The organism is Mesorhizobium atlanticum (assembly GCF_003289965.1).
Taxonomy (GTDB): Bacteria; Pseudomonadota; Alphaproteobacteria; order Rhizobiales; family Rhizobiaceae; genus Mesorhizobium; species Mesorhizobium atlanticum.
Window position 1 is genome coordinate 190983 of the sequence record NZ_QMBQ01000002.1, and the last position, 23767, is coordinate 214749.

The 23767-nt window shown below is 64.9% G+C and carries 24 protein-coding genes; 8 read left to right on the forward strand and 16 right to left on the reverse strand.

The genetic code is table 11. From position 1 onward, the window contains the following. The first annotated feature begins 12 nt into the window (after positions 1-12). Positions 13-144, forward strand: coding sequence for a cytochrome bd-I oxidase subunit CydX (gene cydX / locus DPM35_RS05980; protein WP_112127063.1), 132 nt, complete (start codon positions 13-15; stop codon positions 142-144). Positions 145-226: 82 nt separating this feature from the next. Further along, positions 227-613 (forward strand): hemerythrin domain-containing protein, encoded by a 387-nt coding sequence (locus DPM35_RS05985; protein ID WP_245431450.1) that lies wholly within the window; start codon positions 227-229, stop codon positions 611-613. A 79-nt stretch (positions 614-692) separates the two neighbouring features. On the opposite strand, the gene DPM35_RS05990 is transcribed toward DPM35_RS05985, so the two are convergent. From DPM35_RS05990 to DPM35_RS06030, 9 genes are all read right to left on the reverse strand, one after another. Beyond that, complete coding sequence (locus tag DPM35_RS05990) at positions 693-1415, reverse strand: Crp/Fnr family transcriptional regulator (protein WP_342633665.1); 723 nt, start codon at positions 1413-1415, stop codon at positions 693-695. A 251-nt stretch (positions 1416-1666) separates the two neighbouring features. After that, positions 1667-2653: an ABC transporter permease gene (locus DPM35_RS05995; RefSeq protein WP_112126410.1), complete on the reverse strand. Its 987-nt coding sequence runs from the start codon at positions 2651-2653 to the stop codon at positions 1667-1669. Next, positions 2650-3636 (reverse strand): ABC transporter permease, encoded by a 987-nt coding sequence (locus tag DPM35_RS06000; RefSeq protein ID WP_112126411.1) that lies wholly within the window; start codon positions 3634-3636, stop codon positions 2650-2652. The genes DPM35_RS05995 and DPM35_RS06000 overlap by 4 nt, the downstream gene beginning before the upstream one ends. Further along, positions 3633-5177, reverse strand: coding sequence for a sugar ABC transporter ATP-binding protein (locus tag DPM35_RS06005; RefSeq protein ID WP_112126412.1), 1545 nt, complete (start codon positions 5175-5177; stop codon positions 3633-3635). Before DPM35_RS06005 ends, DPM35_RS06000 begins: the two co-directional genes overlap by 4 nt. Positions 5178-5376: 199 nt before the next feature. Beyond that, a complete protein-coding gene (locus DPM35_RS06010; RefSeq protein WP_112126413.1) occupies positions 5377-6411 on the reverse strand; it encodes an ABC transporter substrate-binding protein in 1035 nt (344 codons plus the stop codon). An 86-nt stretch (positions 6412-6497) separates the two neighbouring features. Then, positions 6498-7409, reverse strand: coding sequence for a sugar phosphate isomerase/epimerase family protein (locus tag DPM35_RS06015; RefSeq protein ID WP_112126414.1), 912 nt, complete (start codon positions 7407-7409; stop codon positions 6498-6500). Between the two features lie 19 nt (positions 7410-7428). Then, complete coding sequence (locus DPM35_RS06020; protein WP_245431451.1) at positions 7429-8955, reverse strand: mannitol dehydrogenase family protein; 1527 nt, start codon at positions 8953-8955, stop codon at positions 7429-7431. Continuing rightward, positions 8952-9734, reverse strand: coding sequence for an SDR family oxidoreductase (locus DPM35_RS06025; RefSeq protein ID WP_112126416.1), 783 nt, complete (start codon positions 9732-9734; stop codon positions 8952-8954). The genes DPM35_RS06020 and DPM35_RS06025 overlap by 4 nt, the downstream gene beginning before the upstream one ends. A gap of 196 nt (positions 9735-9930) precedes the next feature. Then, the gene (locus DPM35_RS06030) at positions 9931-10830 is read right to left on the reverse strand and encodes a MurR/RpiR family transcriptional regulator (protein WP_245431452.1); all 900 of its coding nucleotides are present in this window, start codon (positions 10828-10830) and stop codon (positions 9931-9933) included. A 197-nt stretch (positions 10831-11027) separates the two neighbouring features. On the opposite strand from DPM35_RS06030, the gene DPM35_RS06035 reads away from it, so the two are divergent. After that, entirely contained in the window at positions 11028-12215 is a 1188-nt protein-coding gene (locus tag DPM35_RS06035; RefSeq protein WP_112126418.1) for a Gfo/Idh/MocA family protein, read from the forward strand. A gap of 179 nt (positions 12216-12394) precedes the next feature. On the opposite strand, the gene DPM35_RS06040 is transcribed toward DPM35_RS06035, so the two are convergent. The 4 genes from DPM35_RS06040 to DPM35_RS06055 form a co-directional block, all read right to left on the reverse strand. Then, positions 12395-13318 carry a nucleoside hydrolase gene (locus DPM35_RS06040; protein ID WP_112127065.1) on the reverse strand — a complete coding sequence of 308 codons (924 nt, stop codon included), beginning with the start codon at positions 13316-13318 and terminating at the stop codon, positions 12395-12397. Positions 13319-13428: 110 nt separating this feature from the next. After that, positions 13429-14412 carry an ABC transporter substrate-binding protein gene (locus tag DPM35_RS06045; protein ID WP_112126419.1) on the reverse strand — a complete coding sequence of 328 codons (984 nt, stop codon included), beginning with the start codon at positions 14410-14412 and terminating at the stop codon, positions 13429-13431. Between the two features lie 55 nt (positions 14413-14467). Further along, a complete protein-coding gene (locus DPM35_RS06050; RefSeq protein ID WP_112126420.1) occupies positions 14468-15283 on the reverse strand; it encodes an ABC transporter permease in 816 nt (271 codons plus the stop codon). Between the two features lie 19 nt (positions 15284-15302). Further along, the gene (locus DPM35_RS06055) at positions 15303-16055 is read right to left on the reverse strand and encodes an ABC transporter ATP-binding protein (protein WP_112126421.1); all 753 of its coding nucleotides are present in this window, start codon (positions 16053-16055) and stop codon (positions 15303-15305) included. Between the two features lie 324 nt (positions 16056-16379). Between DPM35_RS06055 and DPM35_RS06060 the strand changes: the two genes are divergently transcribed. Further along, positions 16380-17375, forward strand: a complete 996-nt coding sequence (locus DPM35_RS06060; protein WP_181591939.1) for a LacI family DNA-binding transcriptional regulator — start codon at positions 16380-16382, stop codon at positions 17373-17375. A gap of 23 nt (positions 17376-17398) precedes the next feature. Here DPM35_RS06060 and DPM35_RS06065 read toward each other — a convergent pair whose 3' ends face one another. From DPM35_RS06065 to DPM35_RS06075, 3 genes are read right to left on the reverse strand one after another with little or no spacing between them, the layout of a single operon-like run. Next, complete coding sequence (locus DPM35_RS06065; RefSeq protein ID WP_112126423.1) at positions 17399-18259, reverse strand: carbohydrate ABC transporter permease; 861 nt, start codon at positions 18257-18259, stop codon at positions 17399-17401. Continuing rightward, positions 18256-19146 (reverse strand): carbohydrate ABC transporter permease, encoded by an 891-nt coding sequence (locus tag DPM35_RS06070; RefSeq protein WP_112126424.1) that lies wholly within the window; start codon positions 19144-19146, stop codon positions 18256-18258. Before DPM35_RS06070 ends, DPM35_RS06065 begins: the two co-directional genes overlap by 4 nt. A 28-nt stretch (positions 19147-19174) precedes the next feature. Then, a complete protein-coding gene (locus DPM35_RS06075; RefSeq protein WP_112127066.1) occupies positions 19175-20467 on the reverse strand; it encodes an ABC transporter substrate-binding protein in 1293 nt (430 codons plus the stop codon). A 477-nt stretch (positions 20468-20944) separates the two neighbouring features. Here DPM35_RS06075 and DPM35_RS32775 point away from each other — a divergent pair, with 477 nt between their 5' ends. The 4 genes from DPM35_RS32775 to DPM35_RS06095 are packed head-to-tail and all read left to right on the forward strand — an operon-like array spanning position 20945 to position 23577. Continuing rightward, complete coding sequence (locus DPM35_RS32775; protein WP_245431453.1) at positions 20945-21130, forward strand: hypothetical protein; 186 nt, start codon at positions 20945-20947, stop codon at positions 21128-21130. Further along, positions 21127-21999, forward strand: a complete 873-nt coding sequence (locus DPM35_RS06085; protein ID WP_112126425.1) for an ROK family protein — start codon at positions 21127-21129, stop codon at positions 21997-21999. The genes DPM35_RS32775 and DPM35_RS06085 overlap by 4 nt, the downstream gene beginning before the upstream one ends. Then, complete coding sequence (locus DPM35_RS06090) at positions 21996-22763, forward strand: GntR family transcriptional regulator (RefSeq protein WP_112126426.1); 768 nt, start codon at positions 21996-21998, stop codon at positions 22761-22763. Before DPM35_RS06085 ends, DPM35_RS06090 begins: the two co-directional genes overlap by 4 nt. Before the next feature lie 22 nt (positions 22764-22785). Continuing rightward, a complete protein-coding gene (locus tag DPM35_RS06095) occupies positions 22786-23577 on the forward strand; it encodes a sugar isomerase domain-containing protein (RefSeq protein WP_112126427.1) in 792 nt (263 codons plus the stop codon). Positions 23578-23767 lie beyond the last annotated feature (190 nt).

The following is a 23767-nucleotide window of genomic DNA, read 5'->3' on the forward strand; positions in this document are numbered from 1 at the left end:
GAGCTTCTGACCATGTGGTATTTTTCCTGGATACTCGGCCTCGGGCTGGCGGCCTCCGTCGGCATCCTCAACGCGCTCTGGTACGAGTTGCGCACGGTTCGCGAAGAACCCGTGGAGGACACCCTCTCATTGCCCACTCCTTGAGCCTGGGCGTGACGGAGGAGCTATCATGACGGGCGCCGGGCCGGAGCCGCTGCACAGCCCGGCGGATATGAGGCGGGCGCATATGCAGAAGCTCGCGCTCTGCCACATGCTCGAAGGCATCGCCGACGACCTGCCGTCGCGGGTCGATCGGCTCCAGTGTCTCGCCGTGGCGGCCGACCTGTTGCCGCTGCTGCGCGAGTGCCACCGCTTCGAGGAAGAGGTCGTCTTCCCTGCCTTTGCGCGACAGACGGGCGAGGAAGACACCGTCGCGCGATTGAAGCTCGAGCACATGGAGGATGAAAGCGCGGCGGCGGATCTCAGCGAGGCGCTGCTGGCCTATGGCCACGGGCGGCAGATCGAAAATCCCGAGGCGTTCGGCTATATGCTGCGCGCCTTTTTCGAATCGTTGCGCCGCCACATTGCCTTTGAGCGCGACCACGTGCTGCCGAAGGTTCTCGGCAATCAGTAAGTATTTGTTCTTACGCAATTCCGGACGAAAAGCCGCTACGCACTTTTCCTGGTATTGCTCTAAAGGGACACGGCGGGGATCAGTCTCCGGCCCGCGCGGCCAGGCGCCCGATGTCGTCGACGATGACGTGGCGGTTGTTCTCGACACGGATGACGCTCTCGCCCCGCAGGCGGGTGATCTGCCGGCTCACCGTCTCGACGGTGAGACCGAGGAAATCCGCAATCTCGGCGCGCGACAGCGGCAGATCGAAGGCCGCGCCGCGCCGTTCCGGCCCGGCGGCGGGATCGATGTTGCGCGCGATCATCAAAAGGAAGCTCGCGATCTTCTCGGAGGCCGTCTTGCGGCCGAGCGCCACCATCCAGTCGCGCGCCTGGTCAAGCTCCCGCAGCTTCTGTTCGAGCAGGCGATGCTCAAGGTCCGGCTGCTCCTTTATCATGCGCTCCAGCGCCTGGCGCGGGAACGAGCACAATTCGACGTCGGTCGCGGCCTCGGCGCTGAGCGTGCTCTCGCTCTGGAAGGGCCTGCCGAGGAAATCGGGAGCGAATTGCAGGCCGACAATCTGCTGGCGGCCGTCGGAAAGCGTCTTGGTCAGCTTCACGACGCCTGAAAGCACGTTCGAGAAACGCTCGACGCTCGTGGAATCGCCCACCAGCTCCTTGCCGGCCTCGGCCTTGTGCCGTTTCGTCGATTTGGCAAGATCGACAAGCTGCCCGGCGTTGAGCGCGCCGCATATGCCACGATGCCGCGCCTCGCATGAAACGCAGAGTACAGGGACGCCTGCCGTGTGAATATCTTCGCGCACGATGGAACATCTATAGTGTTCCCGCCCCTCAGCGGCAACGCAGGCCGGGACGCGAAAGCGTCGCAGCTGTCCGCGCCTGGGTCATCGTCGCATCGCCGAGCTCGAGTCGGACATCATCCCCATCGGGCGGCGGAGTGAGCCGTGCGCGGGCTAGACCATTTCACCGTTTCACCGAAACGGTGAAATGGTCTATCTTCTTGTTTTTACGCGATTCCGGACGGAAAACCGCTCACACTTTTCCTGGAATTGCTCTAGCGGTCCTCGACGATCCGCAGATAGGCCGCCGTCACGAACAGCACGATGAAGCCGAACAGGATGCGCCGGCCGCCTTCGGGCATCTGCAGGATGGTGAGCAGCGTCGTCAGCACGGTCAGGATCAGCGCGCCGATGATGGTGCCGGTATAGCCGCCGCGGCCGCCGAAGATCGAGGTGCCGCCGATGACGGCGGCGGCCACCGAAGGCAGCACCAGCGGTTCGGCGAGCGAGAGCGAGGGCGCCTTGATCAGGCCGATATAGAGCAGGCCGGTGATGCCGGCGAGCAGGCTGGAGAGGACGTAGAGCGCCGTGATCACCTGCCAGTAGCGGACGCCGGACAGGCGTGCGGCGCGTTCATTGTCCCCGACGGCGTAAAGCAGGCGGCCGAAGCCGGTGCGGTTCAGCATGAAGACGATGAGCACGGCGACGGGCACGAACAGGAGAAGCGCATTGGGAAAACCGTAGGTGACACCCGTGCCCAGCCAGTTGAGGAAATCCGGGATCTTGGCGCCGGACGCGATCACGGTGCGCTGGTAGACCTGCAGGAAGCCGGTGCCGATCAAGCTGGTGCCGAGCGTCATGATCAGCGGATGCACCCGGAACACGCCGACGCCAACGCCGTTGACGAGGCCGATCAGCATCGCGGGCAGCATGGCCAGCAGGAACGCCACCGCCGGATCCTGGTTGACGATCTGGGTCGCCATGATGAAGGCGCTCATCGTCGCCACCGTGCCGACGGACAAGTCGATGCCGCCAGTCAGCATGGTCATGGTCTGGCAGCCGGCGAGGATCGCCAGCGGAATGGCGAATTTCGCCGTGTTGGCGAGCCAGCGCTCGTTGACGATGCCGGGGCGCAGGATCTGCAGGATCACCACGAGGATGATCAAAAGGATGATCAGCGGGATCAGCGGCCGGTCCGCCATGATACGCTTCAGGCGGCGGCCGAACGAAACGGGCCGGGGCATGGTCGCGATGTCGGTCATGGCGTTGCTCCTGCCGGGCGGCTCCGCATGGTGATGAAGGCGCCGAACATCACGACCGCGACCATGATGGCGCCCTCGATAATGGCGGTGACGTTCGGATCGATGGCCAGAAGCGTCAGGTCGGTGCGCACCAGCCGGAGCACAAAGACGGCGATGATCGGGCCGAGCAGGCCGCCCTTGCCACCGCCGAGCGCGACGCCGCCCAACACCACCGCGGCGACGCTGGCGAGCAGATAAGGCCCGGGTATCGGCGCGCCGATACCGGTGCTGATGGTGAGCGACAGGCCGCCGAGCGCCGCGAACAGGCCGGAGAGCGCATAGGCGATGATCCTGGTGCGGGCCACCGGCACGCCGCTGCGAAAGGCGGCGAGCTCGTTGCTGCCGATGGCGTAGATGGAGAGGCCGAGGCGTGAACGCCTGAGCGGAATCCAGATGATGCAGAGGCAGACGACGAGCAGCACCAGCGCCTTCGGCACCCAGGCGTCGGCCCAATCGGGCAGGCCGGGGATCGGCACCGTGCCGATGACGCTTGCCTTCAGCCATTCGGCGGCGGCACCGCCGGGCGCGCCGAGCACGAGCAGCGCCGCGCCCTGCAAAACGAACAGCATGGCGAGGGTGACGACGATGTCGGGCACCCGGGTGACGACGATGAGGATGCCGTTCAGCGCTCCGAGGACCAGCCCCATGGCCAGCACGAAGGGCACGACGAAGAGCGCGTATTCCTCGCTGGCGCCGTTCATCATCGAAGCGGCGGTCACGCTGGTCAGCGCCATCATGGCGGCGACCGAAAGGTCGATGCCGCCGGCGATGACGACGACGGTCTGGGCCGCGACGGCGAAGGCATAGGGCAGGACTGCCCGGGCGAGCGAACCGAAGTCGCCGCTGCCATAGCCCGGCTGGATCAGCTTGGTGACGACGAAGAGGAAGATCAGCAGGGCGAAGAGGCCGGCGACCCAGCCCTGGTTGCGGAAGAAGCGGCTCATGACGCGGCCTCCGCATCGGAGGCGGGTTTGACCTCGGCAAGGATGCCGACATCGGCCCTGGCGCCGCGCGGCAGGCCGTAGGCGGCGCGCATCAGCGCCGGCTCATCGGCCTCCTCGACCGAAAAAGTGTCGACGACGCGGCCGCCGAAGATGACGATGACGCGGTCGCAGACGCGCTGCACCTCTTCCATTTCGGAGGTGTAGAACAGCACCGACTTGCCCTGGCCGGCGAGCTCGCGCAGCAGCTTGTAGATTTCCTGCTTGGTGCCGACATCGATGCCGCGCGTCGGGTCGAAGCACAGGATGGTGCGGGCATTGGCCGCGATCCAGCGGGCGATGGTCACCTTCTGCTGGTTGCCGCCGGAAAGGCGCTGCACCTCGCCCTGCGCGCGGGTGTCGATCTGCAATCTGCCGATGGCGCCGGAAACCACCACCTGTTCGCGGCGCATGCGGATCGGCCCCCATTTGCGCAGCCCGGCGCTGAAGGGCAGCGCGATGTTCTCACGCACCGAACGCTGCATGGCCAAAGCCTCGGTGCGGTCGCCCGGCACATAGGCGATGCCGGCCTGGATGGCGTCGCTCGGATGCGAGAATTTCACCGGCGCGCCGTCGACGTCGATCGTGCCGCCGGTCGGGCGGATCGAGCCGGCAAGTGCTGCGAAGAGCTCGTCCTGCCCCTGGCCCTCGAGCGCGAAGACGCCGACGACCTCGCCATTGGCGAGATCGAAGGAGACGTCGTTAAGCTTGGTGCCGAGCTGCAGGTTGCGGACAGACAGGCGCGGACGGCCGCCGGCCGCAACCGCCACATCATTCGCCGCGCGCGCGGCAACGCGCGTCTTCTCGATGCGGGTGCCGAGCATCATCTCGACTATTCTTTCCTCGATGCCAGGCTCGATGTCGACGACGCCGACCGTCGAGCCGTCACGCAAAACGGTGGCGCGGTCGCACAGCGCGGAGATCTCGACGAAACGGTGCGAGATGAAGATGACCGAGCGGCCGGCGTCGCCCTGACGGCGCACGACTTCCAGCACCTTCTCGGCGAGGTTCGCCGGCAGCGCCGCGGTCATCTCGTCGAGCAGAAGCACGTCGGGTTCGACGGCGAGCGCGCGCGCCAGGTCGAGCACGCGCAGGATGGCCAGGGGGATATTGCGGGCGGTCTCGCGGATGTCGAGGTCAGGAATGCCGAGCTCGCGCACCCAGGCGCGGAAGGGTTCGACCGGGGTTCCGGTCAGCCGCAGATTGGACAGGACATCGAGGTCGGGGATCAGCGACGGTTCCTGGTAGACCGGCAGCAGGCCGGCGCGGCGGGCGTCGGCGGGCGAACGGACATCGAGCTGCTTGCCGCGGATCAGGATGCGGCCGGCATCCGCCTTGATCGCGCCGGTCAGGATCTTCACCAGCGTCGACTTGCCGGCGCCGTTGGCGCCCATCAGCGCATGGACTTCGCCAGGCGGCACCGACAGCGAGGCGTTGCGCAGCGCTGCAACCGCACCGTAGTTTTTCGCGACACCGGTGGCGTCGAGGAGAGGGTTGGTGGTCAAAGCGTTCTCGATCTAGAGCGTTTCACCGTTTCACGGAAACGGCGAACCGCTCTATCCTTTTGTTTTTACGCAATTCCGGACGGAAAACCGCTCACACTTTTCCTGGAATGCTCGAAGGCTCAAACTATGCGTGCCAAATCAAATGGCAAGGACGCCAGACCTTGGTCCAGCGTCCTTGCGCTTCGGTCAGATCAAGCGCTTATTCGCCCGGGCCCTTGCAGGCTACGATCTGGTCCTTGGTGTAGGTCGTCCAGTCCGGGATCGAGATCGAAACCGGCCATTCGGGGCTGAGCGACGGATCGGCGGCGGACTTCAGCTTGGCCTTGCCTGCGTCGGTGGCGTTTTCCCAGAGTTCCGGATTGACCAGCACGGTCTGCTGCGCCGGCTTCTTGCCGTCGAGGATCTGCAGGGCGAGCGTCACGCCGGCGCCGCCGATCGAGCCGGGATTGGTGACGGCCGCGCCGACCAGACCCTTGACCGTGTTCAACTGGCCGACGAAGCCAGCATTGTCGGCGCCGACGACCGGCACCATGGGCGCCTGCTGCTCGACCAGCGCGTCGACGATGACGTTGTCGATGCCGGAGGTCCAGATGCCGTTGATCGGCGTGCCGGTGGCGAGGAAGGATAGGATCTGCTGCTTGGCCTGATCCTGCTGCCAGCCGGTGAAGACTTCCTGCGCGACCTTCACGTCGGGGAATTCGGCGAGCGCCTTCTTGAAGCCTTTGTCGCGGTCGCTGTCGGCCGAAGCGCCGGCGGCGCCGCGCATATAGAACACCTCGCCCTTGCCGCCCATCTGCTGGAACAGCCACTTGGCGCCGAGATAGGCGTACTGCTCCTGGTTGTTGGAGATGATGTAGGCGGAGGGCTCGGTCACCGCCTGGTCGACGGCGACGACAACGATGCCGGCCTTGGTGGCTTCCTCGAGGCCTGCCTTGATGCCGGCCGGATCGGCCGGGTTGACGACGATGGCGTCGACCTTGGCGCTGATCAGGTTGCGGATGTCCTCGAGCTGGCCGGCGGCGTCGGTGTTGCGGTGGGCGATGTTGAGCTTGGCCACTTCGCCGGAAGCGAGCGCCTGCGCCTTCATCGCGCAGATCATCTCCTCGCGCCAGCCATTGCCCTGCACGGTGTTGGAAATGCCGATCGTGTATTTGCCGGCTGCGGCCGAGGCGCCCACCGAGGCAAGCAAGGCGGCGCCGGCAAGAAGCGAGGCCACGGTCAGATGTTTCTTCATGTCAGTACTCCTCCACATTGATCTTTTCGGTTCAGTTCGATGTCTTCATTTCCTGGGCGCCGATGCGACCGGCGCCAAGCTTTTCGTCATTTGATGAAGGGGCGCAGCACGTCGCGGGCAAGCAGGAAGCCGCGCTTGACCTTCTCATCCGTCCCCTCGAAGCGCCGGTCCTCATGCTCGATGATGACCGGCCCGTCATAACCGGCCCGGTAGAGGCCCGAAAAAATCCTGCTCCAATCGATGTCCCCAAGCCCCGGCATGCGCGGCACCTGCCAGCCTATGCCAGCGGAAAGGATTCCGCGCTCGTACAAACCATCATGATCAATCATCAGGTCCTTGGCATGCACATGCAGCATGTTCTTGCCGAACTCGCGGATGAAGCGCTCCTTGTCGATCATCTGCCAGACGAGATGCGAAGGGTCGAAATTCATGCCGACATCGCCGCCCCAGGCTTCGAGGATGCGGCGCCAGATGTAAGGCGAGTAGGCGATGTTGTGCCCGCCCGGCCATTCGTCATAGCTGAAGATCATCGGGCAATTCTCGAAGGCGAGTTTTACACCGTGCTCGCGGGCGTGGGCGATGATCGCCGGCCAGACCTTTTGCGCGTCCTCCCAGTTGGCGTCGACATGCTTCGAGGCGTCGCCGCCGCAGAATGTGTTGACAAGCGAGACCCCCATGCGGCTCGCCAGCACGATCACCTTCTTCAGGTGATCGATCACCGCCTCGCGATGCGTCCGGTCGGGATGGAGCGGATTGGGATAGAAGCCGAGGCCGGAGACGGCCAGGCCCTTGCCGGCAAGCCCGGCGGCAATGTCCTTGGCTTCAGCTGCCGAGATGTCCACGTCGATATGGCTGGTGCCGGCATAGCGGCGGCTGGCCCCGGAAGTCTTCGGCCAGCAGGCGATTTCCAGCGCTTCGAAACCGGCCGAGCGCGCCCAGTCGGCGACCTCGCCGAGAGCAGTATCCGGAAATGGTGCCGTGAGCAGTCCAAGTTTCATGATGCCTCCCAATACCAAACTATGCAGATCGAGCCGGCTGCTTCAACGGCGCATCTGTTGGCCCAGAACAGACTTGTCTGACAAAGCCTATCGGATCATTCGAGAGCAGGCCGTCGAGGTCGGCGACGACATGCGCGCGGAACATCGCGTTGGCGGCCAAGGACGGGTCGAAGACAGCGTCGATTCCCAAGATCGCGTCGGCGAGCAGTTTGCTGTTCGAACCAATGCGGTCGGCGATTGTCGCAATTCTTTCGGCGAAGGGGTCGGATACCTGCCAGGCGCGGCCGAAGCGCGCCGACGCTTTGATCAGATAGGCCATCCAGCTTGCCACGGGAACCGAAAGAAGCTCGATGCCCCCGCCCTTCGCCAGGCGGTCGCGGATCGGGTTGAGCAGGCGCTGCACTATCTTCTGCGAGCCGTCGGTGGCGATCTGGTGGTTGCGATGGCGGATCGCGGTGTTGGTGAGGCGCGACAGGCTCTGCTCGACATAGGCCGTGGGCGATATCCCGGGCACGGGCATCAGCGTCGGCAGTGTTTCCTCAGTCAGCATGCGGCGGACGAAGTCTGCCAGAAGCGGGTCGGCTATCGCCTCGAACGTGTGCTCGAAACCGCCCAAAACACCGAGATAGCTGAGCGTCGTCTGGGCGCCGTTCAGCACCCGCATCTTGAGATGCTCGAATGGTGTGACGTCGTCGACGAAGCTGGCGCCGACAAGGTCCCAGCGCGGCACGCGTCCGGCGAAGCGGTTCTCGATCACCCATTGGCGGAAGCGCTCGCCGACGACGACGGCGCCGTCGCGGTAGCCGAAGCGCTGCTCGACCGTGTCGATATCGGCCGCGGTCGGCGCCGGCGCGATGCGGTCGACCATGGCCGAGGGGAAGGCGACATTGGCTTCGATCCAGTCCGCCAGCTTCCCGCCGCGACGCTCGGCGAATGTGCGCACGACATTGCCGAGGATGGTGCCGTTGGTCGGGACGTTGTCGCAGGACAGCAGCGTCACCGGCCGGCCATGCGTGGCCATGCGCAGTTCCAGCGCCCTTGCCAGGATGCCGGGCACGCTGCGCGGCGTTTGCGGATTGGCGAGATCGTGGACGATGTCGGGGTGGTCAAGGTCGAGCGCGCCGCTCGAGGGGATGTGGCAATAGCCTTTCTCCGTCACCGTCATGGTGACCATCTCGATCTCGGGCGAGGCGAGCACGTCCAGCGCCGGCGCGGCATTGTCCTGACTGTCGACGACGCGCATGATGCTGCCGACGATACGCGCTTCGACTTCGTCGTTCTGGCGGATGAGCCGCGTGTAGAGACCGTCCTGCCGCCCCAGCGTGTCGGCCAGCAGAGGAGGGCGTATGTTGATGCCGACCAGTCCCCAGCGGTCGAAATCCTTCGCCAGGAGGTCGTCGGTGTATTCGGCCTGGTGGCAGCGGTGGAAGGCGCCGACGCCGATATGGGCGATTCCCGGCCTCAGCGCCGTGCGATCGTAAGCCGGCTTGCGGACCTCGGATGGCAAGCGACCCAATAGGGCAGGGCTGAGGTTCTCGGCGCTCACCGGTTGGCTCCGATCACCCATTGCTCCTGGTCGACCAGCGTCCCGGTCATCGGGCCGGCCGCATCGGAAAGCAGGAAGACGGCAAGGTTGGCGATGTCAGTGACGGAGAACAGCCGGCCGAAGGGCTGCGTGGCATTGGCCGCGTCGAGCCAGCCCGGCCCGTGGCCCAGCGTCTCGGCCTGCATGATGCGTTCGGCCGGGGTGTCGGTCCAGCCGACATTGATGCCGTTGACGCGGATGCGGTCGAAGCGGTGGGCGTTGGCGGCGTTCTTGGTCAGCGTCGCCAGCGCGCCCTTGGTGGCGGAATAGACGGCAAGCTCCGGCGCGCCGCAATGCGCGTTGATCGACAAGATGTTGACGATCGCGCCGCCCTGTCCGCGCTTCTTCATGTCGGCGATCGCCGCCTGCATGAGGAAGAAAGGCGCGCGGGCGTTGACGGCAAACAGCGACGACCAATCGTCGAGCGTGGCGTCGACGAAGGACGCGCGATCGGTGAGGCCCGCGGCGTTGACGAGACCGTCGATGCGGCCGAAGCGTTCAATGCAGGCCCAGGCCAACCGCGCCGGGGCTTCGGGATCGCCGAGGTCGGCGGCAGCGAAAACGGTGGCGGCACCCATGGCCATCAGTTCGGCGGCAACAGCGTCGCCGCGTTTTTGGTCCCGGCCGGTTATCAGCAGCCCGGCAGCGCCCGAGCGCGCAAGCGTCTCGGCAACCGCCCGGCCGATGCCTTGCGTCGCGCCGGTGACCATCACCACCTTGTCGTCGAGACGAACCTCCATTCCTCCTCCCGGAACAAAGTTTCTATTTTTTCAAATATGGAACGATAGTTCTCTTTAGTCAATCGTCTCAGAGTGGTTCGCCGTTTTCATGGAACCGGTGAACCGCTCTATGTCCTTGTCTTTCGCAATTCCGGACAGAAGGTTACGGCGAAGACGCCGAACTTAACCGCTCACTCTTTTCCTGGAATTGCTCTTGTCAGCCTGTCCGGCGCGCGACGACGCCGTGGACCAAGGCCATGCCGACCGCGAGCGAGGCGGCGAGCGAACGGAACCCGCCAAAATCCTGCTCGACCACTTCCAGCCAGGTGTCGGAGAGTTTCACCAGCGGCGAAAATGTGCTGTCGGTGATGGTGAGGATGCGCGCCTTGCGCTCATGCGCGACGGCGACGAGGTCGGGCGTGATCGAATTGTAGGGGCTGAAGGACACGGCGAGCACCGCGTCGCGCGGCGTGATGCAGCCGACCTGGTCGAGCGCGGTCGAGCCGACATTGTCGACCAGCACATTGCGTACGCCCTGCTGCGACAGCGTCAGCGACAAATAGGCGGTGACGGGAAAGGCGCGCTTGCTGCCGATGACGTAGATCAGCTCGGCCGCCGCCAGATGATCGACCATCGTCTCGAAACCGGCGATATCGAAATCATTGCCGATGCGGCCGAGCGAGGCCTGGCAGGCGCCGACCATGCCACTAAGGAAATGCAGGTCGGCATTCGGCTCCTCGGCCCTGTCCGGGCTGCCTTGCGCATCCGGCCAGGAGCCTTTCATGCGATCCTTGAACAGGAGCTGGAAATCGGAAAAGCCCGAATAGCCGAAGATCTGCGCGAAGCGCACCAGGGTCGAGGGCTGCACGCCGGCCTGGTCGGCCACCTGCGCGATCGAGCCCAGCGCCACCTCGCTCGGATGCTGCCAGAGGAAGATCGCTACCTGGCGAAGCCGTTTGGGGAAATGCACGGTGCCTGACGCAAGCACCGCCCGCAGCTCTTCATAGGTTTGCGGCTTGGTGTAGCCCAGCGCCGCCAGCGAACGGCTTCGCTTTCTCGCAGCCGTCTCCATACTATGCGCAAACGGTTCGTCGGCCGCGCCGCGATGGCCACTCATGCGACGTACCCGAAGACGGCTTGAGACACCCGAACCTCCCTCCGGATGCGGCCCATCAATTGGGCCACGAGAAACGCTAGCGCGGCACGATCGTTTTACAAAACAAAAAATAGAAATATCATTCGAAAACGACGGTGGGCTGCCTATGGTCCGCACCACGGCGGGCCATCGCTGCAATCGGGAGGATAATCTCAATCATGGTCTACGCAACAGCGGACGGAACCACACGCCAACGCCTTCGGGTCGGGATGGTCGGCGGCGGCCGCAATGCCTTCATCGGCGCGGTGCATCGCCTCGCCATGCGGCTCGACGACCAGATCGCGCTGGTCGCCGGCGCATTGTCCTCCGATCCCGAGAATGCCGCGGCCTCCGCCGCCGAGATCGGCATCGCGCCGGAGCGAAGCTATGCCGACTACCATGCCATGGCCAAGGCCGAGGCGGCACGACCGGACGGCATCGAGGCGGTGGTCATCGTCACGCCCAACCATCTGCACGCACCGATCGCCACCGCCTTCCTCGAAGCCGGCATCGACATCATCTGCGACAAGCCGCTGTCGACGACGCTTGGCGAGGCCGAAGCCTTGGTGGCGCTGACCAAAGCGAAGCAGCGCCGCTTCGTCGTCACGCTCAACAACACCGGCTACGCCATGGTGCGCCAGGCGCGCGAGATGGTGGCGGCGGGCGAGCTCGGCCGCATCGTGTCGCTGCATGCCGCCTATATCCAGGACTGGCTGACCAAACCGATCGACGCCGAGGGCCAGAAGCAGGCGGAATGGCGCACCGATCCGGCGCGCGCCGGGCAGTCGGCGGTGCTCGCCGATATTGGCGTGCATGCCTTCAATCTGGCGAGCTTCATTTCCGGTTTCGAGGCCGAGGCGGTTTCGGCCGATCTGTTCACCGCCGTGCCCGGTCGCCGCCTCGACGACAACGCGCATGTGCTCGTACGCTGGACAGGCGGGGCGCGCGGCACCATCCTCGCCAGCCAGACCTCGCCCGGCCATTACAACGACCTTTCAGTGCGCATCTATGGCGAGAAGGCCGGGCTCGAATGGTCTGGATCGCGCCCGGAGGAACTGCGCTTCTCGCCCTATGGCGAGGAATCGCGCACGCTGGTGCGCGGCGGCCATGGCGCGACGGCGGAAGCCCGGCGCGTCTCGCGCATGCCGGCGGCGCACCCGGAAGGCTATATCGAGGCCTTCGCCAATTTCTATCGCGACGCCGCTGACATCATCCGCGCGCATCGCGCGGGCGGAATGGAAGATGCCGCGCGGACAGCACAGGTACCCGATGTGGTCGACGGCGCGCGCGGCGTGAAGTTCGTCGCCGCGGCGGTGGAGTCGAACGCGGCCAGAGGAGCTTGGACGCCGGCGCGGTTTGGGGGGTGACCGCCGGACGCTGCCGAGAGACTGGGCCCTTCGAAAGAGACTGGGCCCTTCGAACTAGAGCGTTTCACCGTTTCACGGAAACGGCGAACCGCTCTATCTCTTTGTTTTTACGCAATTCCGGACGGAAGGTTACGGCGAAGACGCCGAACTTAACCGCTCACACTTTTCCTGGAATTGCTCTAGAGGAGCCGCAGCCGCTGGTCGATAAGCTGGAACAGCCGTTCGTCGTCGACCTCGGTGATAACGTGGCAGGTCGGCCGGTCCTTGCCGGCGCCGTTCTCGATAGGCGTCGCTCGTGTGCGGCCGTAGGTGCCGGCGGGATCGCAGTCGACCTCGATCGCCGCGTCGACGCCCTTGAACAGCGTCGGGTCGATCAGGAACGCGGTCACGCAAGGGTCATGCAGGCTGGCGTCGCCGCTGCCATAGTAGCGCATCATGGCGATAGCCGTCTTCATGATCGGGCTGCTGCCGCGCTCCAGCCGTTCGAACCTCTCCTGGGTCAGCGTCGCGTGGCGGGTGACGTCCAGCCCGAACATGGTGATCGGGATGTCGGATGACAGCACGACCTGCGCCGCGTGCGGATCGATCCAGATGTTGAATTCGGCATCTGTCGCGGTGTTGCCCGGGCTGAAAACGGCGCCACCCATCAACACGATGGCCTTGATCTTGCCGGCGATGGACGGTTCTTTAATCAGCGCCAGCGCGATGTTGGTCATCGGCCCGATCGGGCAAAGCGTGATCTGGCCGGGCTCGCGCAGCACCGTGTCGATGATGAAGTCGACGGCGTGCTGGCGCTCCGCCTCGTGGGTGGCATCGGCCACGCCGAGATCGCCAAGGCCGTCGAGGCCGTGCACAGAGGGCTCTCTCGGATGGCCCGGCAGGATAATCGGACGGCTGCAACCGGGATAGACCGGAATATCCTGACGACCGGCCATCGCGGTGATGCGCAACGCATTGCGCGTGGTCAACGGCAGCGAGACATTGCCGTTGACCGTCGTGATGCCGACGATCTCGATCTCGCCGGGCGAGGCAAACGCCAGTAGAAGCGCAATGGCGTCGTCCACGCCGGGGTCGCAATCGACGATGATTCTGCTCTTGGCCATGCCTGAAAAGTCCATTTTCTGTGTCGCGTTGAAAAAGGCCGCCACTGAGGGCGGCCTTGTCGTGGTTCATGCGAAGCGCGCCGCCGGGCCGACGGGACGAAAACCGCTTTCTATTTCAGCAGTTCGTTGGTGTAGTATTTGGAACCAGGAAGGACCTCCTTGATCTGGTCGGTATCCTTGAGTGCCTGGGCGATCGGCAGCCAGTTCTTGTCTTCCTGCATCATGTAGCCGCTGTCGCCCTTCATCAGCGCCGCGGTCAGCTTCCAACCGGAGACGTTATAGGCAAGGCTGCCGCCCTCGGGGTAAGCCTTGGTGAACATCTCGGCCGCTTCCTCGGGATGTTCGGCCGCCCACTCGGTCGCCTTGATGGTGGCGCGCATCCACTTCTTGGCGACATCGCCATGAGCGGCCAGGTAGTCGGTGGAGGCGGTGTAGGTCCAGACCGGCACATCGGGCGCGCCGGCGGCCTTGCCGACCAGGGCGGTCGGGTCCTTCTTCAGGGTCTCCTGCACCTGCGGCACCAGATAGTTCTCGGTGTTGGTAGCGATGTCGATCTTGCCGGCGAGCAGCAGGTTGGTGTCTGAATCCTGCGCGATGATCAGCTTGACGTCGTCCTCGGTCAGCTTGGCGGCCTTGAGCACGAAAGGCATCATCGCCTTGGTCCAGGAGTCGGTGTAGATGGCGATAGACTTGCCCTTCAGATTGTCGAGCGACAGCGGCTCGTCCGGGCGGCCGAACAGGCCCCAATTGTTGCTCTTGGTGTAAAGGCCGACCGAGGTGATCGGAATGCCTTGCGCGGCGCCGAACACCACGTCGGTGGTGGCCTCGAAGCCGATCTCGGCCTGGCCGACCGCAAGCAGGCGCGCGGTGGTCTGCGAGTCCGGCGGGAAGATGACATCGACCTTGATGCCTTCGGCTTCATAGAAGCCTTTCTGCTGGCCGACCAGCGTCGGGATCAGCTCGAAGTCGGCGCTGGGCCAGTCATAGACGAAGCGGACGGTGGTGAGGTCGGCGGCGCTGGCCGGAACCGCGCCGAAGGCCGTGGCAAGGGCAAGCAGGCCCGCGGTTGCCGAGAGCAATTTCGTATAGGTCATATGCACTGAACTCCTCCTGTTGTCGTTGGTTGGCGTTTCGAGATTTCCTGGTTCGTCACGAAGCGGGTTGCGACGGTTTCCATTGCGCCCATGCGGGCGCGGTGGAGCGGGAGCGCCACGGCGTCATCAGCACCTCCAGCCCGAAGACGAGCAGGAAGGAGCCGACGCCGATGACGGTGAGCAGAAGCATGGCGGCGTAGACGCCGGCCGTGTTCATCTGCGCGTTGGCGGTGAGCAGATAGGTGCCGAGACCCTGCTTGGACGAAGCCGTCCATTCGCCGATCACCGCGCCGGTCACCGCATAGGTCGCGCCGATCTTGAGGCCGGAGAACAGCGGCCCGATGCAGGCGGGCAGCTTGACGATGGCGAAGGTGCGCAAACTCCCGCCGCCCATCAGGCGGGCGAGGTTGAGCATGTCGCGGTCGACCGAAGCCAGGCCGTCGAGCACGTTGACGACGACCGGGAAGAACACGATCCAGGCGACGATGATCAGCTTCGGCGTGATGCCGAAGCCGAAGATGATGACCAAGGGCGCCGCGATGGCGACGATAGGCACCGCCTGCGAGATGATCAGCGCCGGCATCACCAGGCGCTGGACGACACGGATCTGGCCCATCGCCAAAGCGAGCAGGAAGCCGATGACGGCGCCGAGCAGGTAGCCGATCGCGGTTTCGTAAAGCGTCTGGCCAGTCAGCACCGAGAGCCGCGGCCAGTTGTCGAGGAGCGTCGAGAAGGCGAGCGCCGGCGGCGGGATGACATAGGGCGGCAGGCCGGTGGCCCAGACCAGCAATTGCCAGGCGACCAGGATCAGCACCATGGCGACGACCCAGATCAGGAACGGCCCTGCCGCCGCGCCAAAGCGTGTGTTCATTTGGGTGGCTCTTCCGCGCTTAGTGGTAGAGGTGCTGCATGATCTGACGCTTCAGGCCGACGAAGGTGTCGGTCGTCAGCACTTCCAGCGGCCGTGGCCGCGGCAGGTCGACGGTGAGGATGTCGGCGATGCGGCCCGGCCGCGGCGTCATCACCACGATGCGGTCGGCGAGATAGATCGCCTCGTCGACATCGTGGGTGACGAATAGGATGGTGCGCTTGAGGTCGCGCCAGAGCTGCAGCAGCCATTGCTGCATGCCGAGCCGCGTCTGCGCGTCGAGCGCGCCGAATGGCTCGTCGAGCAGCATCACCTGGCGTCCGGCGGCGATGGTGCGCATCATGGCGACGCGCTGGCGCATGCCGCCCGACAGCGCGTGCGGATAGTGGTTGAGGAAATCGCCTAGGCCATAGCGGCTGGCGAGTTCGGCGGCTTCGTCGCGGTCCTTGGCGGTGGCGCCGCGCGTGAGGGAGGCGGCGAGCGTGATGTTGCCGAGCACCGTGCGCCAGGGCAGCATCAGGTCCTTCTGCAGCATGTAGCCGACCTGGCCGGGACGGTTGGAGACATCCTGGCCGTCGAGCACGATCTTGCCCGACGTCGCCTTGAGCAGGCCCGAGACGACGTTGAACAGCGTGCTCTTGCCGCAGCCCGAAGCGCCGAGGATGCAGACGAATTCGCCGTCGGCGATGTCGAGGCTGACATCCTTCAACGCGACAACCGAACCGAAACGGACGTTGAGGTCCCCGATGGACAATTTGGTGGAGGCGGATTGCATTGGCAAAGGCTCGCTGGGCGGCTGACGCGGATCCGGCATTCAGCGATCCTCTCGAAGCAGGCAGGCTCGAAAAGGCATAGGTCCTCCCCTCCGGCGCCGGGCAGGCCTGGCTGGGCATCGGCCAGGCTGCTCATTGCCAGAAACAACATTGAACTCACGTAAGTAAACGTTTACCTAGATGGTTTCAGGACCGCTGTCAAATCGGCGGCAAGGGCTGTGGATGGCGCGACCTTGTTTCTTGGAAACGCGATCCATGCTAGTCGCATGGCGATCTGCCGACAGGGGGCTGGCGACCGTTTGCTGTTCGTCGACATGCGAGGGAATGTGGCAATCACGATCAAGGACATCGCCCGCCAGGCGGGGGTCTCGGCCGCAACGGTCTCAAAGGTGCTCAACCGAAAAGACCAGTTCATAAGCGAGGAGACCCGGGAGAAAATCTGGTCCCTCGCCAGGGAGCGCAACTACACGCCCAACTCGATTGCCCGCTCGCTGGTCACGCGCAGTTCGCGCGTTATCGGCATCATCGTGCCGGACATCCTCAACGCCTATTTCACCGAGCTCGTCCGCGCCTGCGATGTCGCGGCGCGCGAGCGCGGCTATTCGACGATCCTGTGCAATTCCGACAGCGATCCCGAGAAGGAAGCGGCGCATCTCACCTTCCTTGCAAGCCATGGCGTCGACGGAATAGTGATGGCCGCGAGCGATCTGATCCCGGACGCCGGATTGCTGGAAAGGCTCCGGATTCCGCTGATCTCGATGGACCGCGAGATACCCGAGCTCGATTGTCTCGCCGCGCGCATCGATACGGATTATGAGACAGGAGCGTTCCTGTCGGCCAGCCATCTGATTGGGGCCGGACACAAGCGCATAGCCTTCGTCAGCGGCAATCCCTTAGCCTCGAACACCAAGATCCGGCGGGCGGGATATGAGCGGGCGCATCGCGAGGCCGGGCTGCCGATCGATCCCGACCTGATCGAGTGCGGCGCGTTCAATCATCGCTTCGGGCTGATGGCCACCCGCACGCTGCTCGACCGCACCAGCTTTTCCGCCATGTGCTGCATGAGCGATATGCTGGCGATGGGCGCCACGGTCGCACTGCGCGAGCGGGGCTTGGGCGTCCCCGAGGATTGCGCGGTGATGGGCTTCGACAACATCTACATCGCGCCGCTTCTGGTCAGGCCGCTGTCGACGGTCGAACGGCGCATTTCGGAGGCCGGTCAACTGGCGGTGGATGCGCTGATCGATTTTCTCGATGATCCGACGCAGCCGCGCCGGATGGTGCTGATGGAGCCGACTGTGATCCTGCGGGAGACGACCTGACGGCACCGGACGGCTGCTTGGCTCTATCCCTTGATCGCCGACCCCACGATCGAATCGACGAAGAAGCGCTGCAGGAAGACGAAGAGCACCAGCGGCGGCAGCACGGCGAGCGTGGCGCCGGCCATCACCAGGCCGGTGTTGACGGCGCCGCGGTTGTAGCTGAGCAGCCGGCTGAGGCTGATGACGATCGGATAGGCGTCGGCATTGCCCTGCAACACGGTGAGCGGCCACAGATAGCTGTTCCAGTGATAGACGAAGGCGAAGAGCGCGAGCGCTGCGATCGCCGGCGCCACGCTCGGCGCCACGATCTTGTAGAGGATGAGCAGCTCGGAAGCGCCGTCCATGCGCGCGGCGTCGATGAGGTCGTCGGGTACACCGGCGATGAACTGGCGCATCAGGAAGATGCCGAAGGCGTTGGCGAGGTTGGGCACGATGATGCCGGCCAGACTGGCGCTCAAGCCCAGCGACCCGACCATGCGGTAGAGCGGGATCAGCGTCACGATCGGCGGCAGGAACATGGTGGCGATCAGGACGGAAAACAAAAGCGAGCGGCCGGGGAAGGAATATTTGGCGAAGGCGTAGCCAGCCATCATGCTGGTGACCAGGATGCCGGCCGTGGTGACCGAGGCGATGATCAAAGAATTCCACATTGACCTGCCGACATTGATGACACCGGCGACCTTCTCATAGGCCTCCAGGGTCGGTGTGCGCGGGATCCAGACCGGCGGCACCTGCATGGTCTCGGCCGGCGTCTTCAGGCTGGAGAGCACCATCCAGGCGAGCGGGAAGGCGGAGGCTACGGCGACCAGAAGCATTGCGGTCGCAAGCAGCGCCTTGCGGCCCGAAGGGCGCTTGCGGGCGAGCGATCGGGTTGATGCGCTCATTCGCCGTCCTTGCGGTTGACAAGTGAGAACAGCGCCGAAACGCAGACGATCAGCGACAGCATCAGCATCACCGCCATGGCGGAGCCCAGCCCACCCTGCGCGCGTTCGATGCCGACGCGGCGGACATGGTAGGTGAGCACGTTGGTCGAGCCGACCGGTCCGCCTTGCGTGATCAGCGCCACCGGCTCGAACACCTGCACGGCGTTGATGATGGCGATGACGGCGCTGAAGAGAAGCGTGCGGCGCAGCAGGGGCAGCGTGATGAAGCGGAACTGCTCGCGGCCGTTGGCGCCGTCCAGCGTCGCCGCCTCATAAAGACTGCCGGGGATCTGCGTCAGCCCGGCGATGGCGAGCACGGTGAAATAGCCGACCTGCTGCCAGACATTGAGCAACACGATCGAAACCAGCGCCGAACGTGGCGAGGAGAGCCAGGGCTGCGGGCCGACGCCGATCAGGCCGAGCAGCTGGTTGAGCGGGCCCTCGCTCGGCGAGTAGAGCTTCGACCAGACCAGCGCGACGGCGATCATCGGCACCATGTAGGTCGAAAACAGCACGGTGCGCAGCGCCGTGCCGCCGGCGACCTCGCGCTGATAGACCAGCAGCCCAAAGACCACCGACAGCGGCAGGATGAGGGCGACCGACAGCGCGGTGTAGATCGCGGTGTTGAGGAGCGCGGTCTTGAAGTCACGGCCGACCGAGGTGGGGCCGAAGATCTCGTTGAAATTGCCGAAGCCGACGAAGCTCGCCTCGGAAAAGGGTGTCTGCGTCGACCAGTCCTGGAAGGACAGCCAGATGGTGAGCAGCATCGGCAGCAGCACGAACACGCCGATCAATGTCACGGCGGGCGCAAGCATGATGCCCGCCGAGGCACGAAAAGCTTTGGCCATTCACCTGCTTCCGGTCAGCGACCCGAACTTACTTGGCGGCGCGCTCCAGGATCGAGGTGGCATCGGCCTGAGCGTTCGCCTGCGCATCCTTGGCCGAGACCTGGCCATACTGCAACGCCTCGAGGGTCTGCTGCAGGGATTCCGAGAATTCCTGGCCGCCGAGCACGACGGGGAAGGGCCGCGCATCGGCGAGCACGGAGACGTAGCCGGAGAGGAACTCCGAGCCGAGCTTGTCCTTGTGCGCCTCGATGTCGGAAGTGCGTGACGGCAGGATGCCCATCGACATCAAGATGTCGGACATGGCCGAGGCGCCGTTCTTGCCGGATTTCGGGCTGTTCAGCCAGGCGAGGAATTGCCAGGCCGCCTTCTGCTCGGCCTCGCCCGCCTTGGCGTTGACGACGGTCATCCAGGAGTAGGAGATAGAATGCGGCTTGTCGCCGCTCGGGCCGACCGGGATCGGCGCGGTGGCGATGTTGGCGAACTTGTCGCCCATTCCGGTCTTCAGCGCGCTTTCCCACCAATTGGCCATGATGATCATGCCGGTCTTGCCGGAGACGAAATTGTCGAGGAACGGACCGGTTGTGTTGGCGTCGGCCGTCGCCATCGCGGGATTGCTCGCGCCGGACTTTATCAAGTCTTCGTAGAGCGCGAAGGTCTCGCCGGCCTGGGGACTGTCCAGCGCCGGCTTGCCATCCTTGACCAGGTTGCCACCATTGGAGACGAGGAGCGACGCGAAAGGATGGACCACGCCCGCCGCCCATGAGTTGATCATGCCGAAGCCCTGCTGGCCCTTGTCCTTGTCGGTCAGCTTGGCGGCGGCATCCTTGAATTCGGCCCATGTCTTGGGCGGGGCGGCAATGCCTGCCGCTTTGAACAGTTCCTTGTTGTAGTTCAGCGCGTAGACGTCGATCTCGTTCGGGATGCCGTAAAGCGTGCCGCCGACAGAAGCAGCGCTGACGACGCCGGCCGGCCAGGCGCTCTTCACCTCACTGGCAACTGCATCGGGGGCAGGGGCGACGAGCTTGTCCTTGGCCAGCTCCGGCAGCCACAGATCGTAGATGCCGCCGATCGTCGGGCCGTCGGAGGAGCCGCCCTGCGAGCGCAGCGTGGTCAAGAGATCGCCGAAAGGAACCGCGCGCACGGTGACGGCGACATCGGGATTCTGCTTGGAAAAATCCTTGGCCGCCGCCTCGAGCAGCGCCACCGTTTCCGGCGACCAATGCGTCAGGTAGGAGATGTTGACCGATTGCGCCCATCCGGTCGCGGGCAGCGCAACGAGCCCCGCGGCGAGAGCCAGCTTCGAGATCCAGGCAAGCGACATCGGCATCCTCCACACAAGCCACAACAAGAGCCATGACGTTATGACAAGTTTGAGCAAAGGCGCAAGCCCCTTACGTGCCACCGTTCGACAGCGTTTTGTAAGCCAAAAATCCTCCGGGGCAGCAATTCAGTAAAATTATCATTATAAATCAATATATTATCTTTCGCCTTTCTATCAGGTTAGCTACCTGCGTGAAACAGTCCATGACGCTCAGGCACTTGTGGCTGGCATCATGTCGTTATAATGATTTTTCCGGAAAGTGAATGACCCTTTGCGGCCTCGCGCCGCATGAATGCCTCACGACCGAAAAATGGGAGGACCGGCAATGAGCATGCTTTCAATCCATAGGCGCGCCGCGCTCGGCATGATACGTCGCAGCTCCTGCTGTTCGGCGAGAACTGGGAGGACGACGAGGGTTTTCGGCCTGAGCATCTCGTCGGTGTCAGCGCCGGTTTCGACGCCTGGCACGAGGCGGTGATGGAATATGAGCTGGCGCGGGGCTTAAGCAGCTTCCCCTATGTCGACTACTACAGCGCTCTCTACCGGCTGCGCGGCTGCCTGCGCGGTACGCGCCATGCGCAAGCCTTCGCGGCGGCCTCGCATTCCTGGAATGCCGGCAGCGGATTGTTCGCGCCGCCCGCCGATCGGAGCCGCGAGACATGACACGGGTGCTCGCCATCGATCTCGGCGGCACCAATCTGCGTGCCGCCATACATACCGGCGATATCGGCGCTCTTGCGCCGCCAGTCCACGAGCCGGCGCCGGGCAGTCTCGACGCCTTCGTCACGCGCGTTCGCGCGCTTGCCGTCGCAGCTGATGCCGAAGCGCTCGGGCTTGCGGTGCCTGGCCTGACCGAAGGGTCGATCTGCCGTTGGATCCCGAATCTGCCCTGGCTCGATGGCGTCGACATTCAGGCCTTGTTCCCTGATTTGCGGGTCGCGACCGGCAATGACGCGCAGATCGCGCTTCTGGCGGAAGCGGCCGAGGGCGCGGCCAAGGACGTGTCCGATGCGATCCTGCTTGCCATCGGCACCGGCATCGGTTCGGCGGTGCTGGCCAATGGCCGCATCGTCGCCGGCGCGCATGGCGGCGCCTGCTCCTTCGGCTGGGCGTGCGCCGATGCCGAGGATCAGGGCGATGGACGCAGCGGTTGGCTGGAGCGCGTCGCCTCGGGACGCGCGCTGGATGCGCTTGCCAGCCAGATTGGGCTTGCGAATGGCGGCGAGTTGATTGCCGCCGCTCGCGCCGGGCAATCCGCCGCGCTTACCGCCGTGGAGGACACCGTGCGACGGCTTGGCGCCGCGCTCGCCGGCGCGGTGGCGCTGCTCGACCCAGGTGTCATCCTGGTCTCAGGCGGCCTGGCGGACGCGCTGGACGTGATCGGGCCGCCTTTGCTTGCGGCGCTCAGGCGTCAATTGCCGCCGCATCTGCGCGGCATCGAACTCAAGCCTGGACAATTCGGCTCTCGCGCCGGCCTGGTGGGTGCTGCGCTTGCCGGACAGGCGGGAAGCGGGTGGAGACAGATCCGATGAGCGAAGCAAGCTTTCAGCAGCCGGACCGCAGGCGGCCGGAACCGCTCTGGTACCAGGTCGAGGAGGCGATCCGCGCCATCGTCAAGAGCGGCGAGTGGGCGACCGGCGACCAGATCCCGGCCGAGGACCGGCTCTGCGCGCTGTTCGGCGTCAGCCGCATCACGCTGCGCCACGCGCTGCGCAACCTCGAGGAAAGCGGGCTGCTCAGACGCGAGCACGGCAGAGGCACCTTTGTGCGGTCGGCCACGCTGGTCGCCGGCACGCGCGAGCTCACCTCCTTCACGCAGGAGATGGGCAATATCGGCGTGGTCGCCGGCTCGCGCCTGCTCGACTGCAGCCTGACGACGGCCAATGCGGCTGCGGCCGGCGCACTGGAGATCGAGGAGGGCGATCCCATCGTGCGGATCCGGCGGCTGCGGCTCGGCAACAACGAGCCGATCGGCATCCAGACGGCGCAGCTGGCGGCGGCGCGCGTACCGGGCTTCCTCGATGCCGGTCTGCTCAAGGGCTCGCTTTACGAGGCGCTGGAGCGGCAATACGGCATCGTGCCGGTCGAGGCGCGCGAGAACTACCGCGTCGGCGCGGTCAGCGCGGCCGATGCCGAGCTGCTCGAACTGCCCGCGGGCAGTCCCGCCTTCGTCGTCGAGCGCATCACCATCGACGAACGCGGTCCGTTCGAATTCACCGTCTCGGTGATGCGCGGCGACCGCTACGAGATCCGTTCGACGCTGCGCGCCGGCCGCCTCCCAAACACCAGAAGCTGACACGATCAACAGGAGTACCAAAGTGTCCGATCTCTATATCCCACGCCTCACCGCTCTTCTCGAACAGGCTTCAAAGGCGAATGCCGAAGCCTTCGGCCAGGCGGCGAGCCGTTTCGCCGACACGCTGGAGAATGGCGGACTGGTGCATCTCTACGGCTCGGGCCATTCGGTGCTGCCGGCGCAGGAAATGTTCCCGCGCTATGGCAGCTTCGTCGGCTTCAACCCGCTGACCGACCCGCGCGTGATGTGGCACAACGTGCTCGGCGCCGGCGGCGTGCGCGAGCTCCTGTGGCTGGAACGGACCGAAAAATATGCCGAGAAGTTCTTGGATCATCAGCCGCTGAACAAGGGCGATTCCATCATCATCTTCGGTCATAGCGGCCGCAATTCGTCCGGCATCGACACGGCTCTTTATGCCAAGAAGCGCGGCATCTTCGTCGTTGCCGTCACCAGCAAGAACAATCTCGACAAGCCGGCCACGCATTCTTCCGGCAAAAGGCTGGCGGATGCAGCCGACCTGGTCATCGACACCTGCTCGCCGATCGAGGACGCGGTGGTGCCGGTCGAAGGCTGGAGCCGCCCGGTGGCGGGCTCGTCGACGGTGCTGGCGATGGTCATGGCGCACGAGCTCCTGGCGCGCACGGCCGAGCAACTGTCGAAGCGCGGCATCGAGCTGCCGGTGTTCGCCTCGCCGACCATCGCGGGCGTGACGCTACACGACACCGACGTCATCTATGGGGTCTACCGCGAGCGCATGATCGAGGCGCAGAAGAAGCACCTGCCGACCTTTCAGGCGACGATGCGCGGCGAATGAAAGGCGCGGGAGGCGTGTCCGCCGCCTCCTATGAGCCATTCAAGGTTGGCGCCGCCTGGGCGTGGAATGCTTGGGCGGGGCGTCATTCTCATCGGGATTGGGGACCGGCTCCTCATCGGGAAGTCGATCCGGATCCGGCTCGCGCATCGGCTTGGGTTCCGGGATGGGCGGAGGCGTGGGCACCGGCGTT

Excerpts from the sequence above, each read along its gene's own strand:
- cydX (WP_112127063.1), top strand. The coding sequence starts at position 13 with ATGTGGTATTTTTCCTGGATACTCGGCCTCGGGCTGGCGGCCTCCGTC.
- DPM35_RS05985 (WP_245431450.1), top strand. The coding sequence starts at position 227 with ATGCAGAAGCTCGCGCTCTGCCACATGCTCGAAGGCATCGCCGACGAC.
- DPM35_RS05995 (WP_112126410.1), bottom strand. The coding sequence starts at position 2,653 with ATGACCGACATCGCGACCATGCCCCGGCCCGTTTCGTTCGGCCGCCGC.
- DPM35_RS06000 (WP_112126411.1), bottom strand. The coding sequence starts at position 3,636 with ATGAGCCGCTTCTTCCGCAACCAGGGCTGGGTCGCCGGCCTCTTCGCC.
- DPM35_RS06010 (WP_112126413.1), bottom strand. The coding sequence starts at position 6,411 with ATGAAGAAACATCTGACCGTGGCCTCGCTTCTTGCCGGCGCCGCCTTG.
- DPM35_RS06015 (WP_112126414.1), bottom strand. The coding sequence starts at position 7,409 with ATGAAACTTGGACTGCTCACGGCACCATTTCCGGATACTGCTCTCGGC.
- DPM35_RS06025 (WP_112126416.1), bottom strand. The coding sequence starts at position 9,734 with ATGGAGGTTCGTCTCGACGACAAGGTGGTGATGGTCACCGGCGCGACG.
- DPM35_RS06030 (WP_245431452.1), bottom strand. The coding sequence starts at position 10,830 with ATGAGTGGCCATCGCGGCGCGGCCGACGAACCGTTTGCGCATAGTATG.
- DPM35_RS06035 (WP_112126418.1), top strand. The coding sequence starts at position 11,028 with ATGGTCTACGCAACAGCGGACGGAACCACACGCCAACGCCTTCGGGTC.
- DPM35_RS06040 (WP_112127065.1), bottom strand. The coding sequence starts at position 13,318 with ATGGCCAAGAGCAGAATCATCGTCGATTGCGACCCCGGCGTGGACGAC.
- DPM35_RS06045 (WP_112126419.1), bottom strand. The coding sequence starts at position 14,412 with ATGACCTATACGAAATTGCTCTCGGCAACCGCGGGCCTGCTTGCCCTT.
- DPM35_RS06050 (WP_112126420.1), bottom strand. The coding sequence starts at position 15,283 with ATGAACACACGCTTTGGCGCGGCGGCAGGGCCGTTCCTGATCTGGGTC.
- DPM35_RS06055 (WP_112126421.1), bottom strand. The coding sequence starts at position 16,055 with ATGCAATCCGCCTCCACCAAATTGTCCATCGGGGACCTCAACGTCCGT.
- DPM35_RS06065 (WP_112126423.1), bottom strand. The coding sequence starts at position 18,259 with ATGAGCGCATCAACCCGATCGCTCGCCCGCAAGCGCCCTTCGGGCCGC.
- DPM35_RS06070 (WP_112126424.1), bottom strand. The coding sequence starts at position 19,146 with ATGGCCAAAGCTTTTCGTGCCTCGGCGGGCATCATGCTTGCGCCCGCC.
- DPM35_RS06075 (WP_112127066.1), bottom strand. The coding sequence starts at position 20,467 with ATGTCGCTTGCCTGGATCTCGAAGCTGGCTCTCGCCGCGGGGCTCGTT.
- DPM35_RS32775 (WP_245431453.1), top strand. The coding sequence starts at position 20,945 with ATGGAATATGAGCTGGCGCGGGGCTTAAGCAGCTTCCCCTATGTCGAC.
- DPM35_RS06085 (WP_112126425.1), top strand. The coding sequence starts at position 21,127 with ATGACACGGGTGCTCGCCATCGATCTCGGCGGCACCAATCTGCGTGCC.
- DPM35_RS06090 (WP_112126426.1), top strand. The coding sequence starts at position 21,996 with ATGAGCGAAGCAAGCTTTCAGCAGCCGGACCGCAGGCGGCCGGAACCG.